This is a genomic window from Mycobacterium sp. 1274756.6 (assembly GCF_001668625.1).
Classification (GTDB): Bacteria; Actinomycetota; Actinomycetes; order Mycobacteriales; family Mycobacteriaceae; genus Mycobacterium.
Genome location: NZ_LZLJ01000091.1, coordinates 50,737 through 66,887, shown reverse-complemented (window position 1 = coordinate 66,887; position 16,151 = coordinate 50,737). Strand labels below are relative to the sequence as shown.

General features: G+C 72.8%; 17 protein-coding genes. 5 read left to right on the top strand and 12 right to left on the bottom strand.

Features of this window, described 5'->3' with window-relative positions:
- Positions 1–5: 5 nt before the first annotated feature.
- The 7 genes from aroC to A5643_RS14170 form a co-directional block, all read right to left on the bottom strand.
- Positions 6–1,208 carry a chorismate synthase gene (gene aroC / locus A5643_RS14200; protein WP_156628817.1) on the bottom strand — a complete coding sequence of 401 codons (1,203 nt, stop codon included), beginning with the start codon at positions 1,206–1,208 and terminating at the stop codon, positions 6–8.
- A gap of 48 nt (positions 1,209–1,256) precedes the next feature.
- A complete protein-coding gene (locus A5643_RS14195; RefSeq protein ID WP_066856743.1) occupies positions 1,257–1,688 on the bottom strand; it encodes a prepilin peptidase in 432 nt (143 codons plus the stop codon).
- A gap of 10 nt (positions 1,689–1,698) precedes the next feature.
- Entirely contained in the window at positions 1,699–2,514 is an 816-nt protein-coding gene (locus tag A5643_RS14190) for a shikimate dehydrogenase (protein ID WP_231995569.1), read from the bottom strand.
- Positions 2,504–3,748, bottom strand: a complete 1,245-nt coding sequence (locus A5643_RS14185; RefSeq protein WP_066856737.1) for an endolytic transglycosylase MltG — start codon at positions 3,746–3,748, stop codon at positions 2,504–2,506. The genes A5643_RS14190 and A5643_RS14185 overlap by 11 nt, the downstream gene beginning before the upstream one ends.
- Positions 3,741–4,244 carry a Holliday junction resolvase RuvX gene (gene ruvX, locus A5643_RS14180; RefSeq protein WP_066856734.1) on the bottom strand — a complete coding sequence of 168 codons (504 nt, stop codon included), beginning with the start codon at positions 4,242–4,244 and terminating at the stop codon, positions 3,741–3,743. Before ruvX ends, A5643_RS14185 begins: the two co-directional genes overlap by 8 nt.
- A 3-nt stretch (positions 4,245–4,247) precedes the next feature.
- The gene (gene alaS / locus A5643_RS14175; protein WP_066856731.1) at positions 4,248–6,935 is read right to left on the bottom strand and encodes an alanine--tRNA ligase; all 2,688 of its coding nucleotides are present in this window, start codon (positions 6,933–6,935) and stop codon (positions 4,248–4,250) included.
- An 87-nt stretch (positions 6,936–7,022) separates the two neighbouring features.
- Positions 7,023–7,412 (bottom strand): secondary thiamine-phosphate synthase enzyme YjbQ, encoded by a 390-nt coding sequence (locus A5643_RS14170; protein ID WP_197497739.1) that lies wholly within the window; start codon positions 7,410–7,412, stop codon positions 7,023–7,025.
- A gap of 117 nt (positions 7,413–7,529) precedes the next feature.
- On the opposite strand from A5643_RS14170, the gene A5643_RS14165 reads away from it, so the two are divergent.
- Positions 7,530–8,153, top strand: coding sequence for a hypothetical protein (locus tag A5643_RS14165; RefSeq protein ID WP_066856726.1), 624 nt, complete (start codon positions 7,530–7,532; stop codon positions 8,151–8,153).
- Here the strand turns inward: A5643_RS14165 and A5643_RS14160 are convergent.
- From A5643_RS14160 to A5643_RS14150, 3 genes are read right to left on the bottom strand one after another with little or no spacing between them, the layout of a single operon-like run.
- Positions 8,150–9,481: a replication-associated recombination protein A gene (locus A5643_RS14160; protein ID WP_066856723.1), complete on the bottom strand. Its 1,332-nt coding sequence runs from the start codon at positions 9,479–9,481 to the stop codon at positions 8,150–8,152. The two genes, A5643_RS14165 and A5643_RS14160, sit on opposite strands and share 4 nt — an antisense overlap.
- A 31-nt stretch (positions 9,482–9,512) precedes the next feature.
- The gene (locus tag A5643_RS14155; protein WP_066856720.1) at positions 9,513–9,881 is read right to left on the bottom strand and encodes a TM2 domain-containing protein; all 369 of its coding nucleotides are present in this window, start codon (positions 9,879–9,881) and stop codon (positions 9,513–9,515) included.
- A gap of 24 nt (positions 9,882–9,905) precedes the next feature.
- Positions 9,906–10,748, bottom strand: coding sequence for a DUF3097 domain-containing protein (locus tag A5643_RS14150; protein ID WP_066856717.1), 843 nt, complete (start codon positions 10,746–10,748; stop codon positions 9,906–9,908).
- Between the two features lie 68 nt (positions 10,749–10,816).
- Between A5643_RS14150 and A5643_RS14145 the strand changes: the two genes are divergently transcribed.
- A complete protein-coding gene (locus tag A5643_RS14145) occupies positions 10,817–11,905 on the top strand; it encodes an ESX-1 system-associated protein (protein WP_082948962.1) in 1,089 nt (362 codons plus the stop codon).
- Between the two features lie 46 nt (positions 11,906–11,951).
- Positions 11,952–12,344: an MmcQ/YjbR family DNA-binding protein gene (locus tag A5643_RS14140; protein WP_066856714.1), complete on the top strand. Its 393-nt coding sequence runs from the start codon at positions 11,952–11,954 to the stop codon at positions 12,342–12,344.
- Positions 12,345–12,383: 39 nt separating this feature from the next.
- Here the strand turns inward: A5643_RS14140 and aspS are convergent, their stop codons facing one another.
- Entirely contained in the window at positions 12,384–14,147 is a 1,764-nt protein-coding gene (gene aspS, locus A5643_RS14135) for an aspartate--tRNA ligase (protein WP_066856711.1), read from the bottom strand.
- Positions 14,148–14,262: 115 nt separating this feature from the next.
- Between aspS and A5643_RS14130 the strand changes: the two genes are divergently transcribed.
- Both A5643_RS14130 and ypfJ read left to right on the top strand, forming a co-directional pair.
- Complete coding sequence (locus tag A5643_RS14130) at positions 14,263–14,787, top strand: SRPBCC family protein (RefSeq protein ID WP_066856708.1); 525 nt, start codon at positions 14,263–14,265, stop codon at positions 14,785–14,787.
- Between the two features lie 120 nt (positions 14,788–14,907).
- On the top strand, positions 14,908–15,783 hold the full coding sequence (ypfJ, locus tag A5643_RS14125) for a KPN_02809 family neutral zinc metallopeptidase (protein WP_066856706.1): 876 nt from the start codon (positions 14,908–14,910) through the stop codon (positions 15,781–15,783).
- 73 nt (positions 15,784–15,856) lie between these two features.
- Here the strand turns inward: ypfJ and A5643_RS14120 are convergent, their stop codons facing one another.
- Entirely contained in the window at positions 15,857–16,141 is a 285-nt protein-coding gene (locus A5643_RS14120; protein ID WP_066856703.1) for a WXG100 family type VII secretion target, read from the bottom strand.
- Between the last annotated feature and the right edge of the window lie 10 nt (positions 16,142–16,151).

The following is a 16,151-nucleotide window of genomic DNA, read 5'->3' as shown; positions in this document are numbered from 1 at the left end:
GCCGGCTACCCCGACGCCCGGTGCGCGGACGGCTCCTGCTCGGCGACGGCACGCCGGTAGGCGTCGATGTTGCGGCGGGTCTCGGTCAGCGAGTCCCCGCCGAACTTCTCCAGCGCCGCCCGCGCCAGGACCAGCGCCACCATCGTCTCGGCGACCACCCCGGCGGCCGGCACCGCGCACACGTCGGAGCGCTGGTGGATGGCGACGGCCTCGTCGCCGGTGGCCATGTCGACGGTGGCCAGGGCCCGCGGCACGGTGGAGATCGGTTTCATCGCGGCGCGCACCCGCACCGGCTGGCCGTTGCTCATGCCGCCCTCCAGGCCACCGGCCCGGTTGGTGGAGCGCAGCACCCCGTCGGGGCCGGGGTGCATCTCGTCGTGGGCGGCGCTGCCGCGCCGGCGGGCGGTGGTGAAGCCGTCGCCGATCTCCACGCCCTTGATCGCCTGGATGCCCATCACCGCGCCGGCGAGCTGGCTGTCCAGCCGGTTGTCGCCGCTGGTGAACGAGCCGAGGCCGACCGGCAGCCCGGTGGCGACCACCTCGACCACCCCGCCGAGGGTGTCGCCGTCGGCCTTGGCGGCCTCGATCTCGGCGATCATGGCCTCCTCGGCCGCCTTGTCGAAGGCCCGGACCGGGCTGGCGTCGATGGCCGCCAGGTCGTCGGCCTGCGGCGGCGGGCCGGCGTAGGGCTCCGACGCGCCGATCGCGATCACGTGGGAGAGCACCTCCACCCCGAGCGCCTGGCGCAGGAAGGCCCGCGCGATCGTGCCGGCGGCGACGCGGGCGGCGGTCTCGCGGGCGCTGGCCCGCTCGAGCACCGGCCGGGCGTCGTCGAAGCCGTACTTGAGCATGCCGGCGTAGTCGGCGTGGCCGGGCCGCGGCCGGGTCAGCGGGGCGTTGCGGGCGACCTCCAGCTGGGCCGGGTCGACCGGGTCCGGGGACATCACGGCCTGCCATTTGGGCCATTCGGTGTTGCCGATCTCCATCGCGACCGGCCCGCCCAGGGTGTGGCCGTGCCGGACCCCGGCGAGCACGCTGACCTGGTCCTGCTCGAACTTCATCCGGGCGCCGCGCCCGTAGCCGAGCCGGCGGCGGGCCAGCTGGGCGGCGATGTCGTCGGCGGTGACCGCGACGCCGGCGACCATGCCCTCGACCACGGCGATCAGGGCGCGGCCGTGGGATTCACCGGCGGTAGTCCATCGCAACACGCGTCCCATCTTCCCATGCGCGCCGCGCGCGGGGAAAACCGCGGACGCTCACAGCAGGGCCAGGGTGACGGCCGCGACACCGGTCAGCGCCATCGCCGGTGCGTGCGGAACGCCGCGGGCCCCGCCGCGCAGCGCGATCAGCGCCCAGCCCGCGGTCAGCAGCGGCGCGCCCAGCGCGGCCAGCGCCCACACCGCCGGCCCGAACGTCCCGGTCAACGCCCCGACCCCCAGCGCCAGCTTGATGTCACCGCCGCCCAGGCCGGCCGGGTTGGCCAGGTGCACCAGCAGGTAGAGCCCGGCCAGGCCCGCCGCCCCGGCCAGTGCGGGCAGCCCGCGGCCGGCCAGCAGCGCCCCGGCCAGCAGCGCGCCGGCCCCGGGCAGGGTCAACGTGTCGGGTAGCCGGCGGTCGCGCAGATCGTGCCAGCTCAGCGTGATCAGCCAGGCCAGCACGGCCAGGCCCAGCCCCGCCCGTAGCGCCACGGGGTGCAGGTTAGCCGTGCTCGGCCAGCGCGCAAGTCATCGCTTCGCGGGGGGCCGGCCGGCCGGTGAACAGCTCCACCTGTGTGAACGCCTGGTGCAGCAGCATCTGCAGGCCGTTGATCGCTTGACCGCCCGCGGCGCTGACCGCGGCGGCCAGCGGCGTGGGCCACGGCTGGTAGATCGCGTCGAGCAGCACCGGGGTGCCGGCCAGCGCGGCGGTGTGCTCGGCGGCCGCGGCGGCGGGGATGGTGCTGACCAGGGCGGCGGCCGCGGCGACGACGGCGGGCAGTCCCGGGTCGTCGAGGGCGCGGTAGTCGGTGGCGGTCCCGAGGCGCCGGCCCAACTCCACCAGCCGGGCGGCCTTCTGCCGGTCGCGGGCCACCACGGTGATGCCGTCGGCGCCGAGCGTGGCCAGCGCGACCACCGCCGCCGGCGCGGTGCCGCCCGAGCCGACGACCACGGCGGGTCCGGCCACCGCGCCCAGCGCGCCGGTCACCCCGTCGACGTCGGTGTTGTCGGCCAGCCAGCCGTCCGGGGTGCGGACCAGGGTGTTGGCCGACCCGATCAGCGCGGCGCGGTCGGTGCGCTCGTCGGCGACGGCCAGGGCGGCGAACTTGCCCGGCATGGTCACCGACAGCCCGACCCACTCCGGGCCGAGCCCGGCGACCAGCGCGGGCAGGGCGGCGGCGTCGCACTCGATGCGCTGGTAGGTCCAGTCGGTGAGCCCCAGGGCGCGGTAGGCGGCCAGGTGCAGCAGCGGTGAGCGGGAGTGGTCGATGGGTGAGCCGAGGACGGCGGCTTTGCGGGCGCGGTGCTCAGCGGACACTGTCGAGGACACCGTTGCGTTTGGCGGTCTCGATGTTGGCCAGATGCTGCTCGTAGTCGGCGGAGAACAGGGTGGTGCCCTGCAGGTCGACGGTGACGAAGTACAGCCAGGGCCCGTCGGCGGGGTGCTCGGCGGCCCGCAGCGCGTCCTCGCCGGGTGAGCAGATCGGGGTGGCCGGTAGCCCCTCGGTCATGTAGGTGTTCCACGGGGTGGCTTCGGCGCGGTCGGCGTCGGTGGTGGCCACCTCGAGGCGGTCCAGCCGGTAGTTCACCGTCGAGTCGAATTCCAGCTTGCGGTGCTGGTGCAGCCGGTTGTAGATGACCCGGGCCACCTTGGGGAAGTCTTCGGGTTTGGTCTCCCGCTGCACCAGCGAGGCCACCGCCAGCACGTCGTAGGGCGACATCTCCAGCGGTTCGGCCGACCGGGGCAGCCCGGCGGCGGTGTAGGCGGTGGCGCTGGCGCCGATCAGCCGGGACAGGATCGTGGTGGCCGAGCCGGACGGGTCGATGTTCCAGGTGCCCGGGGTGATCAGGCCCTCGATGCGGCGGTGGTCGCGGCCCATCTGGGTGACCGGCAGCGCCGCCCATTGCGGCACCGACAGCATCGCCGGGGTGGCGGTGCCCGCGGCGGCGCGCAGGTCCTCGACCTTGACGCAGTGGTCGACGCCGTCGAGTTCGACGCAGCTGGCCTGGGAGATGAGCGTGAAGATGCCGGGGGTGACCTCGTCGGTCTTCATGTCGATGGTGTCGTCGAGCTGGCGGCCCTCGGGGATGACCAGCCGGCCGACCCGGTTCTGCGGGTCGGTGAGGCGCTCGACGGCGGCGGCGGCCGGGATCACGGTGCGCATCCGGTAGAAGCCGGGCTGGATGGCGGAGATCTTGGTGTTGCCGTGGGCGGCGTCGACGAAGGCGCGCACGGTGGCGACCACGCCGGTGTCGAACAGGGTCTGGCCGACGGCGGTGGTGGTGTCGCCCTCGTGGATCTGGATCACCACGTCGTGTTCGCCGTCGCCGCGGAAGTCCCCGCGGTCGCCGGTCACGGCGTGCCACAGTTTGGCGCCGAGCACCACCGTCGCCGCGACCACCACGATCAGCAGCCCGGTGACCAGCGTGCCGGTGATGCGCCGGCGCTGCCGCGCGCGTTCCTGCCGTATCCGCTGCGAGCGTGGCAGCCGGTGGCGGGCGGGCCCCACCGCGACGGGTTTGGCGCGCCGCTGGCCCCAATCGTCAGGCACCCTCGACACCTCCGGGCCGGCCCTGCACGACGCGGCGTTCGTCGAGCCAGTTCTGCAGAATCGCCACCGCGGCGGCCTGGTCGATCACCGCGCGCTGCCGTTTGGCCCGCATCCCGGCCTGCCGCAGGGACCGTTGCGCCCCGACCGTGGTCAGTCGTTCGTCGGCCAGCCGGACCGGCACCGCCACCCGGTCGGCGAGCGCGTCGGCCACCGCGATGGCGTCGCGCGCCGACGGTCCGGTGCGGTCGGCGAGGGTGCGCGGCAGCCCCACGATCACCTCGACCACGCCGTGGTCGGCGGCCAGCGCGGCGAGGCGCCGCAGGTGCCCGTCGGAGCGGTCGCGGCGCACCGTCTCCACCGGGGTGGCCAGGATGGCGTCCGGGTCGCTGACGGCCACCCCGATCCGCACCGTACCGACGTCGACGCCCAGGCGCCGCCCGCGGCCGGGATCGTCAGCACCGGGCCGGTCGGGGAGGCGATGTTCTGCTGTGGCCATCGGTCAGCTCCGGGCGATCTCGTCGCGCACCGCGGCCAGCGCGGCCGCGATGCCGGACGGGTCCTTGCCGGAGCCCTGCGCCTGGTCGTCTTTGCCGCCGCCGCGGCCGGCCACCGCCGCCGACAGCGGCTTGATCAGCTCGGCGGCGCGCAGCCCGAGATCGCGGGCGGCGTCGTTCACCGCGACCACGTAGGGCACCGCGCCGTCGCCGGCCTCGGCGATCAGGGCGACCACCGCCGGGTCGGCGCCCAGCTTGCCGCGGATGTCACCGACCAGCGAGCGCAGGTCGGCGCCGCTCATCTGGTCAGCCAGCCGGTGCGCCACGAGACGCACCTTACCGATCCGCTCGGCGCTGGCGGCCGCATCGGCGGCCGCCGCGCGCGCCCCGGCGAGCCGGGCCCGCTCCAGTTCCTTCTCCGCGGCCTTGAGCCGGTCGACCAGGGTGGCGACCCGGGCGGGCACATCCTCCGACGGCACCTTGAGGGTGGCGGCCAGCCCGGCCATCAGGGCGCGCTCCTTGGCGAGGTGCCGGAAGGACTCCAGCCCGACGTAGGCCTCCACCCGCCGCACCCCGGAGCCGACCGAGGACTCCCCCAGCAGGGTGACCGGGCCGATCTGGGCGGAGTTGCGCACGTGGGTGCCGCCGCACAGCTCCAGCGAGAACGGGCCGCCGATCTCGACCACCCGGACCCGCTCGGGGTAGCGCTCCCCGAACATCGCCATCGCGCCCATCGCCTTGGCCTTCTCCAGGTCCTCGTCGAAGGTGTGCACCGCGAAGTCGGCCTGCACCGCCTCGTTGGTGACCTCCTCGACCCGGCGCCGCTGGTCCTCGCTGAGCGGGCCCTGCCAGTTGAAGTCGAACCGCAGGTAGCCGGGCCGGTTCAGCGAGCCGGCCTGCACGGCGCCCGGGCCCAGCACCTCGCGCAGCGCGGCGTGCACCAGGTGGGTGCCGGAGTGTCCCTGGGTGGCGCCCTTGCGCCAGCCCGGGTCCACCGCCGCGGTCACGGTGTCGCCCTCCACGAATTCGCCGGACTCCACGGTGACGCGGTGGGTGAACAGGGTGTGCGCGATCTTCTGCACGTCGGTGACCGCGGCGCGGGCGGTGCCGCCGCTGCCGGTGATGGTGCCGACGTCGGCGATCTGGCCGCCGGATTCGGCGTAAAGCGGGGTGCGGTCCAGCACCAGTTCCACCCGCCCGGCGTCGACGGTGGTGTCGTGGGCGACCACCGGGACCCGGACACCGTCGACGAAGACGCCCAGAATCCGGGCCTGCGAGCTCAATTCGTCGAACCCGGTGAACTCGGTGGGCCCGGCGTCGATCAGCTCGCGGTAGGCGCTCAGGTCGGCGTGGGCGTGTTTGCGGGCGGCGGCGTCGGCTTTGGCCCGGTCCCGCTGTTCGGCCATCAGCGACCGGAACCGGGTCTCGTCGACCTCCAGGCCCGCCTCGGCGGCCATCTCCAGGGTGAGTTCGATCGGGAAGCCGTAGGTGTCGTGCAGGGCGAAGGCGTCGGCGCCGGACAGTACGGTGGTGCCCGCCGCCCGGGTGGCCTGCGCCGCCTCGTCGAACAGCTTCGAGCCGGCGGCCAGGGTGCGGTTGAACGCGGTCTCCTCGGCCACCGCGATCCGCGCGATCCGGTCGAAGTCGGTGACCAGTTCCGGGTAGGACGGGCCCATCGCGTCGCGGACGGTGGCCATCAGGTCCCCGACGATCGGGAGCTCGATGCCCAGCAGTTTCGCCGAGCGGATCACCCGGCGCAGCAGCCGGCGCAGCACGTAGCCGCGGCCGTCGTTGCCGGGGCTGACCCCGTCGCCGATCAGGATCGCCGCGGTGCGGCAGTGGTCGGCGATGATGCGGTAGCGGACGTCGTCGGCGTGGTTGCCGACGTCGTAGGGCCGGGCGGCCGACGCGGCCACGGTGTCCAGCACCGGGCGCAGCAGGTCGGTCTCGTAGACGTTGTGCACCCCCTGCAGCACCAGCGCGACCCGCTCGACCCCCATCCCGGTGTCGATGTTCTTCCGCGGCAGCGGCCCGAGGATCGGGTAGGCCTCCTTGCCGGTGCCCTCGCCGCGCTCGTTCTGCATGAAGACGAGGTTCCAGATCTCCATGTAGCGGTCCTCGTCGACCACCGGGCCGCCCTCGGCGCCGAAGTCGGGGCCGCGGTCGTAGTAGATCTCCGAGGACGGTCCGCACGGCCCGGGGATGCCCATCGACCAGTAGTTGTCGGCCATGCCGCGCCGCTGGATGCGCTCGGCGGGCAGCCCGGCGACCTCCTGCCACAGCGCGATCGCCTCGTCGTCGTCGAGGTAGACGGTGACCCACAGGCGCTGCGGGTCCAGGCCGTAGCCGCCGTCGTCGAGGCTGCCGGTCAGCAGCGTCCAGGCCAATTCGATGGCGCGGCGTTTGAAGTAGTCGCCGAACGAGAAGTTCCCGGCCATCTGGAAGAAGGTGTTGTGCCGGGTGGTGATCCCGACCTCGTCGATGTCGGGGGTGCGGATGCATTTCTGGATGCTGGTGGCGGTGGCGTACGGCGGGGTGCGCTGGCCCAGGAAGTAGGGCACGAACTGCACCATGCCGGCGTTGACGAACAGCAGGTTGGGGTCGTCGAGGATCACCGAGGCGCTGGGCACCTCGGTGTGGCCGGCCTTCACGAAGTGATCGAGGAACCGCTTCCTGATCTCGTGTGTCTGCACGTTTCCGCCGTCCTTGTATGCGTGGGTTCGACCGCACCACAGTACCGGCCCGTGCGGCGGTCCCCCACCGACGAGCCGGGCCGGCGGTCAGCCGCCCAGGAAGCTCAATCGCACCGAGCGGCGCGGGTTGTCGCGGTTGAGGTCGACCAGCACGACGCTCTGCCAGATCCCCAGCAGCGGCTCCCCGCCGCGCACCGGCACGGTCACCGACGGGGCGACCAGCGCGGGCAGCAGATGGTCGGCGCCGTGGCCGGGCGAGCCGTGGGCGTGGCGGTAGCGGTCGTCGCGCGGCAGCAGCCGCTCGAGGGCGTCGACGAGGTCGGCGTCCGAGCCGGACCCGGTCTCGATGATGGCCACCCCGGCGGTGGCGTGCGGCACGAACACATTGCACAGCCCGTCGGTGTGCCCGGCGCAGAAGGCGCGCACGGCGTCACTGAGATCCACGATGCGCCGGTCGGCGGTGTCGACTTCCAGCACGTCGGTGTTCATCGCTCCAGCCTATCGACGGTTGAATCCGCGGTCCGGGCGGAGGAAGGTGGAGGCAGACCGGCGGCGCCGCCGGAGCGTCGCCTCGACCTGGCAAGGAAGTGGGCCATGTTTGCGCGCTCGACCACTGTTTTCGCTCATCCCGCGTTGATCGATGACGGCATCGCCCATGTCCGCGACCGGCTGATGCCGCTCATGCAGGGCATCGACGGTTACGTCGGGTTGTCGGTGTTGGCCGATCGGCGCTCCGGGCGGTGCATCGTCACCAGTTCCTGGCTGGACCGTGAGCTGATGCACGCCAGCGCCAAGTGGGTGGCGCCGATCCGGGACAGCGCCGCCGAGGTGTTCGGCGGTCCCGCACGGGTCGCCGAATGGGAGATCAAGGTGCTGCACCGGGGGCGGTTGACCCGCGGCGGGGCGGTCGCGCGCTGCACCTGGGCCAAAGCCGACCCCGACCAGTTGGACCGCTGGGTGGGCAACTACCGGGCGGCGGCGCTGCCCGCGATGGACGGGCTCGACGGGTTCTGCAGCGCGAGCCTGCTGGTGGATCGGCGGTCGGGGCTGGCGGTGTCGTGTTCGTCGTTCGAGGACCGCGATGCCCTCGACCGCACCCGTGATGAGGCGTCGACGTTGCGCGCCGATCTGCTGCGGATGCTGGGCGCGACCCAGGTCGATGTCGGTGAGTTCGAGCTCGCGGTGGCGCATCTGCGGGTGCCGGAGCTGGTCGGTTAACCGCGCCGGCGGCGGATGATGGCCCGCAGCCGGCCCACCCGGGCGCCGATGTCGCGTTCGGCGCCGCGGCCGGTGGGCCGGTAGTAGTCGGTGTCGACCAGTTCGTCGGGCGGGTATTGCTGGGCGACCACGCCGTCGGGGTCGTCGTGGGCGTAGCGGTAGCCCTGCGCGTTGCCCAGCCCGGCGGCGCCCGAGTAGTGGCCGTCCCGCAGGTGTGCCGGCACCATCCCGGCTTTGCCGGCCTTGATGTCGGCCATGGCGGCGCCCAGGGCGACGGTGACGGCGTTGGATTTGGCGGCGGTGGCCAGGTGGACGGTGGCGTGGGCGAGGGTGAGCTGGGCTTCGGGCATGCCGATCAGCTGCACGGTCTGGGCGGCGGCGACCGCGAGCGGCAGCGCGGTGGGGTCGGCCATGCCGATGTCCTCGCTGGCCAGGATCATCAGCCGCCGGGCGATGAAGCGGGGATCCTCCCCGGCGACCAGCATCCGGGCCAGGTAGTGCAGGGCGGCGTCGACGTCGGAGCCGCGCACCGATTTGATGAACGCGCTGATGACGTCGTAGTGCTGGTCCCCGTCCCGGTCGTAGCGGATCGCGGCCTCGTCGAGGGCCTGCTCGACGGCGGTCAGGTCGACCCGCTCCCCCGTCTCGGCGGCCACCTCGAGTGCGGTCAGGGCGCGGCGCGCGTCGCCGGCGGCGAGGCGGACCAGCAGCTCCAGGGCGTCGTCGGTGACCGGGATCCGCCCGTCCAGCCCGCGCGGGTCGTCGATGGCGCGGCGCAGCACGGCGCGGACGTCGTCGGCGCCCAGCGGGCGCAGCTGCAGGATCAGCGAGCGCGACAGCAGCGGCGCGACCACCGCGAAGGACGGGTTCTCGGTGGTGGCGGCCACCAGCAGCACCACCCGGTTCTCCACCGCCGAGAGCAGCGCGTCCTGCTGGGTTTTGGAGAAGCGGTGCACCTCGTCGATGAACAGCACGGTCTGTTCGCCGTGGATGGCCGCGCGCCGGGCGGTGTCGATGACCGCGCGGACGTCCTTGACCCCCGCCGACAGCGCGGACAGCGCCTCGAAGCGGCGCCCGGTGGCCCCGGAGATCAGCGACGCCAGGGTGGTCTTGCCGGTGCCGGGCGGCCCGTAGAGGATGACCGAGGCCGCCCCGGAGCCGTCGACCAGCCGCCGCAGCGGCGACCCCGGCCCCAGCAGATGGTCCTGGCCGACCACCTCGTCGAGGGTGGCCGGGCGCATCCGCACCGCCAGCGGCGCGCCGGCGGCCGGCGTCGGCGGGCCGCTCGGCTGTTCGGGGCCGGGCTCGTCGAACAGGCCGTCGGTCACGGTCTCAGGCTTACCACGCGGCGGGGACGGGTCAGGGGCGCAGCGGGCGGCCCTGGGCGTCGTGCACCCTGCCGGTCAGGATCAGGATCCCGTCGACCACGCCCCAGATCCAGCCGAGGACCCCGAAGGTCAGGGTGGTGACGAGCAGTTGGGCGATGCCCATCCCGATGTGGCCGAGGTAGAACCGGCCGACGCCGAAGGAACCGAGGAAGATCTGCAGCAGTCCGGCGGCGATCTTGCTCTTCTCCGAGTACGCGGCGCCGTGGGCGTCGACGCCGAACGGCGCCCCGTAGTTGGCCGGGCTGTACTGCGGTGGGTAGTTCGGCGGCGGATAGCCGGACGGCGGCGGGTACGCGGCGCCGGACTGTTCGCTGAACGGGTCGTGATGGGGCGTGGTCACAGGTTCCTCCTCGGTCAGGCCAATCTACCGGCGTACGGCCGTGACGAAGTCGATCAGCTCTTCCACCCGGCCGATCAGGTCGGGTTCCAGGTCGGTCCAGTCGCGCACCCGGCCGCGGATGCGCTGCCAGGCGGCGGCGATGTCGGCCTGGGTGGCGTGCGGCCAGCCCAGCGCCGCGCACACCCCGTGCTTCCATTCGACGTCGCGCGGGATGGTCGGCCAGGCGGCCATGCCGAGGCGGGCGGGTTTGACCGCCTGCCAGATGTCGACGAACGGGTGGCCGACCACCAGGGTGTGCGCGCCGCCGGGGCCGCGCCGGACCGCGTCGGCCAGGCGCTGCTCTTTGGAGCCGGCGACCAGGTGGTCGACGAGCACCCCGAGTCTGCGGTGCGGTCCGGGCTGGAACTCGGCGACGATGTCGACCAGGTCGTCGACCCCGCCGAGCGGTTCGACGACGACCCCTTCCACCCGCAGGTCGTCGCCCCAGACCTGCTCGACGAGTTCGGCGTCGTGGCGGCCCTCCACGTAGATCCGGCTGGCCAGCGCGACCTTCGCCCGGGCGCCGGGCACGGCCACCGACCCGGAGGCGGTGCGGGCCGGCCGGGTCGGCGCACCCCGGCGCGGCGCGGTGAGGATCACCGGCTGCCCGTCGATGAGGTAGCCGGGCCCGACCGGAAACGATTTGGTACGTCCGTGCCGGTCTTCGAGGACCATCCGGCCGTACTCGATCCGCACCACCGCCCCCACGTAGCCGGTCTGCGCGTCCTCGACGACCAGGCCCAGCTCGACCGGCCGCGGTTCCGAACGGGGTTTGGTGGCGGTGTGCGGGTTGCGGGCCAGAACGTCCCGGCCGTAGCGATCAGTCACGAGACACGACCCTATGGGCGCAGCCAATCGCGCACCGGGCAGCGACACACGCTCTAGGCTGCACGATTGTGTTCGATGACTACGACTTCGACGAAGACGATGACGACGACGAAGCCGACGACGACGATTTCGACGACGAAGCCGACGACAAGCGGCACGCACCCAAACGGGACAACAGCCTGAAACTGGCGCTGGGACTGGTGGTGTTCCTGGCGGTGGTCGCGGTCGCCGCGATGGCGCTGGTGGTCTTCGGGGGCGGCGGCGCCGGCACGCCGGGGCGCGACGAGGCCGAGCCGGGCCGCACCGCCGAGATCGCCAGCGCCGACGACACCGGCCCGGTCGGTGTCATCATCGCCGACCCCACCTGTACGTCGTGGACGACGATCAACGACACCCTCAGTTCGGCCGGGGAGGGCAAGTGGAACGACCGCGACCGGTCGATTCCCGCCGCGGAGTGGACCCCGGAGTTGCAGCAGATGCACATGGGCGCCGCCGCGGTGTTGCGCAGCGCCGCCGCGCAGGCGGTCGGGCTGGCCAAGCTGACCCCGCACCGGGTGATGCGCGAACTCTACGAACAGTTCATCGCCTACGGGCGGGCCTACGCGGAGAAGGTGCCGCAGTACACCCCGGCGGACAACAACCTGGCCGAGGCCGCCAACAGCGCCGCGTCGGCGCTCGGGGCGATCTGCCGCGCCATCGACGACGGCTCGGCCGCCTCCCGCGGCCCGCTGGCCCCGATCCAGGGCCCGCCGGAGCTGACCGCCACCCCGGCCGACCCGACCAACCCGGTGCCGTTCCTGGCCGGCGCCAACCCGGTGTGCCGCGACTGGCACACCGCGTTGCGCGACTACATGGCCAAGACCACCGACTGGCAGCAGATGGATCCCAACCTCGCCGCGATCCTGTGGAATCCCCAGCAGAAGGCGGTCAATGTGGCTGCGGCACAGGTGATGAGCACCCACGCCAACAACATCGAGCAGCTCGGCCGCAACAGCGGCAACGCGACCCTGCAGGACTTCGCGATCCTGATCGCCCAGTACCAGCGGGCCTTCGTCGCGGCGATGATGACCTACACCCCGGCGGACCAGCACCTGGCCAATGCCGCCGCGTTCACCTCGGCGCTGGTCGACTCGGCCTGCACGATCAGCGGCGCATAACCGGTAATCGCCCGGCCGATCGGCGGTTTCGGGGCAGAATCGGGGGGTGGCCACGTGGCGGGATGTCGCCCGGCTGGTGGACGCGCTGCCGCTGACCGAGCGGCATGCCGGGCGCGACTGGCGGGTCGGGAAGAAGCTGGTGGTGTGGGAGCGCCCACCGCGCTACTCCGACCGCCAGCACTACCCGGAAGCGGGCGGCGACGACCCCGAGGGCGGCGACATCCTGGCCGCCCGGGTGCGCGACGAGACGACCAAGGCGGCGCTGATCGCCGAGCGGCCCGCCGTCTTCTTCACCACCCCGCATTTCGACGGCTACCCGGTGGTGCTGATCCGGCTGCCCGCGATCGGGGTGGCCGAGCTCGCGGAGGTCATCACCGACGCCTGGCTGGTGCAGGTCCCGCGGGTGGTGGCCCGGGAGTATCTGAGCCGGCGGGGCTGAGCCCGTTGGCCGCCGGCCGGGCCGGGCGGAGCGAGCCGGTCAGACCTGCGGGGCGGCGTCGATCCCGGATTCCTTGCGTTGTTGGGCGGTGATCGGGGCCGGCGCGTCGGTGAGCGGGTCGACACCACCCCCGGACTTCGGGAACGCGATGACCTCGCGGATCGAGTCCACCCCGGCCAGCAGCGCGGTGATCCGGTCCCACCCGAACGCGATCCCGCCGTGCGGCGGCGCGCCGTAGGTGAACGCGTCGAGCAGGAACCCGAACTTCTCCTGGGCCTGCTCGGCGTCGATGCCCATCACCGCGAACACCTGCTCCTGGATGTCGCGGCGGTGGATGCGCAGCGAGCCGCCGCCGATCTCGTTGCCGTTGCAGACGATGTCGTAGGCGTCGGCGATGACGGCGCCGGGGTCGGCGGTCAGCGCCGCCGCCGCGCCGGCCTTGGGTGCGGTGAAGGCGTGGTGCACCGCGGTCCAGGCCCCCGAGCCGACGGCCACGTCCCCGGCGGCGGTGGCCTCGTCGGCCGGCTCGAACAGCGGCGGGTCCACCACCCAGGTGAACGCCCAGGCGTCGGCGTCGATGAGGTCGAGCCGGTGGGCGATCTCCACCCGGGCGGCGCCCAGCAGGGCCCGCGACGCCTTGACCGGGCCGGCAGCGAAGAACACGCAGTCCCCCGGCGCCGCGCCGACGTGGCCGGCCAGCCCGGCCCGCTCGGCCTCGGAGAGGTTCTTGGCGACCGGGCCGCCGAGTTCCCCGTCCGGCCCGACCAGGACGTAGGCCAGGCCTTTGGCGCCGCGCTGTTTGGCCCATTCCTGCCAGCCGTCGAGGGTGCGCCGCGGTTGGGAGGCGCCGCCGGGCATGACCACCGCGCCGACGTAGGGCGCCTGGAACACCCGGAACGGGGTGTCGGCGAAGTACTGCGTGCATTCGACCAGTTCCAGCTCGAACCGCAGGTCGGGTTTGTCGGTGCCGAACCGGCGCATGGCCTCGGCGTAGCTGATCCGCGGCAGCGGGGTGGGCAGCCGGTAGTCGATCAGCGCCCACAGGGCGGCCAGGATCTCCTCGGCGACGGCGATGACGTCCTCGGCGTCGACGAAGCTCATCTCCAGGTCGAGCTGGGTGAACTCGGGCTGGCGGTCGGCGCGGAAGTCTTCGTCGCGGTAGCAGCGCGCGATCTGGTAGTAGCGCTCCATGCCGGCGACCATCAGCAGCTGTTTGAACAGCTGCGGGCTCTGCGGCAGCGCGTAGAAGGTGCCGGGGCGCAGCCGGGCGGGCACCAGGAAGTCGCGCGCGCCCTCCGGGGTCGAGCGGGTCAGGGTCGGGGTCTCGATCTCGACGAAGTCGCGGTCGGCCAGCACGGCGCGGGCGGCCGCGTTGACCCGCGACCGCAGCCGCAGGGCGGCGCCGGGGCCGTCGCGGCGCAGGTCCAGGTAGCGGTGCCGCAGCCGGGCCTCCTCCCCCGGCGCCTCGTCGAGCTGGAACGGCAGCGGCGCGGATTCGGCGAGCACGTCGAGCGCGGTGGCGTTGACCTCGATGTCGCCGGTGGGGATCTCCGGGTTGGCGTTGCCCTCCGGGCGGGTTTCGACGGTCCCGGTCACCGCGATGCAGAATTCGGCGCGCAGCCGGTGGGCCTCGTCGAGCACCGCCGCGTCGCGGAAGACCACCTGCGCCACCCCCGAGGCGTCTCGCAGGTCGATGAAGATGACCCCGCCGTGGTCGCGGCGGCGCGCCACCCAGCCGGCCAGGGTGACCTGCTGCCCGGCGTGGGCGGATCGCAGGGAACCGGCGTCGTGACTGCGCAGCACAGCTACTCCTCGGGGGCGGGGCGGGAAACGATTGACCAGTCTAAGGCCGCCGGGCGGTGTGCCGCGCCGGGGCGGCGTGTGATGGGCTGTGGGTCACCGGACCGGAGGTTGCCTGATGGGCCTGAACGACAAGAAGCATCCCTGCCAGCGCGTCGACGTCGGATTCATCGACGCCGCGCCGTACCGCTTTTCCAACAGCGTCGAGTTGGCGATCACCCCGGAGCAGTTGTTCGAGGTGCTCGCCGACGCCGAGTCGTGGCCGCGGTGGGCGTCGGTGATCACCGACGTCACCTGGACCAGCCCGCAGCCCTACGGGGTGGGCACCACCCGCACCGTCACGATGCGCGGCGGGATCGTGGGCTACGAGGAGTTCATCGCCTGGGAGCCGTATACGTATCTGGCGTTCCGGTTCAACGAGTCCACCACCCGGGCGCTGGGGGCGTTCGCCGAGAGCTACCGCGTGGAGCCGACCGCGCAGGGCTGCCGGCTGACCTGGACGATGGCGATCAAACCGCTGGGACCGGCCCGGCTGGCGATGCCGCTGGCCCGGCCGGTGATGACGGTGATGCTGAAGTGGTTTTTGGCCCGGTTGCGCCGCTACACCGACCGGCGTTTCGCCGGGGTTGACCGTCGGGGTTGACCGCCGCGGTTCGAACGCCGCCAACCCCGACGCGGCCGCGCGCACGTGTGCGAAGCTGAGTTCGGGCCGTGCCGATGGCGCGGCGCCACCGAGCGATCGACTTGAACGACGGAGCCTGCGATGACCTTCAACGAGGGCGTGAACATCGACACCAGCACCACCCGGTCCAGCGGGGGGCGGGGTCGGGGCATGGCCATGGGCGGCGGGCTGGCCGGGCTGCTCGTGGTGGTCGTGGCGATGTTTCTCGGGGTGGACCCCGGCGAGGTGATGTCCCCGGAGGCGGGTGCGCCCAGCGAAGTGTCCCCGGGTTTCGACCTGGACAAGTGCAAGACCGGCGCGGACGCCAACAAGTACGTGCAGTGCCGGGTGGTGGCGACCGGCAACTCGGTGGATGCGACCTGGGCGCAGCTGCTGCCCGGCTACACCCGGCCGAACATGCGGCTGTTCACCGGCCAGGTGAACACCGGCTGCGGGATGGCGACCAGCGAAGTCGGCCCGTTCTACTGCCCGGCGGACCACACCGCCTACTTCGACACCGACTTCTTCCAGGTGCTGGTGGACCAGTTCGGTTCCAGCAGCGGCGCGTTGGCTCAGGAGTACGTGGTGGCCCACGAGTACGGCCACCATGTGCAGAACCTGCTCGGGACGCTGGGGCGGGCGCAGACCGGCGCCAAGGGCGCGACCGGCGCCGGGGTGCGCACCGAGTTGCAGGCCGACTGCTACGCCGGGGTGTGGGCGCACTACGCGGCGATCACCAAGGATGAGAGCACCGGCGAGCCGTTCCTGCAGCCGCTGAGCGATCAGGACATCGCCGATGCGCTGTCGGCGGCGGCGTCGGTCGGTGACGACCGCATCCAGGAGTCGATGACCGGTCGGATCAACCCGGACGCCTGGACGCACGGGTCTTCCGAGCAGCGCCAGCACTGGTTCACCATCGGCTACCAAACCGGCGAGCCGGACAAGTGCGACACGTTCGCCGCACGCGACCTGGGCTGAGCGGCCCCGATCCGGCCTCGATACGACGAAGCCCCCGCTTCTGGTGCGCGGGGGCTTCGTGCTGCGGCAGGTTCTACAGCCAGCTGGAGCCGACCGCGCTGTCGGTGGACGCCATGTTGTTGCCGGCGTTCTGCACCTTCATGCCGTGGCTGGCGGCCTGCTGGTAGATCACCTGGAAGTTACGGCCCAGCTGCGCGATGAACTCCTGGCACGCCGCCGAACCGGCACCGCCCCAAAAGTCCCCGGCCATCAACACATCCCGAATGATCGCCTGGTGCTCGGCCTCCAGCGCCGCGGCCTGGGCCTTGATCATCGCCCCGTGGGCGTTGACATCCCCGAACTGGTAATTGATCGTCATCGTTCTCGTC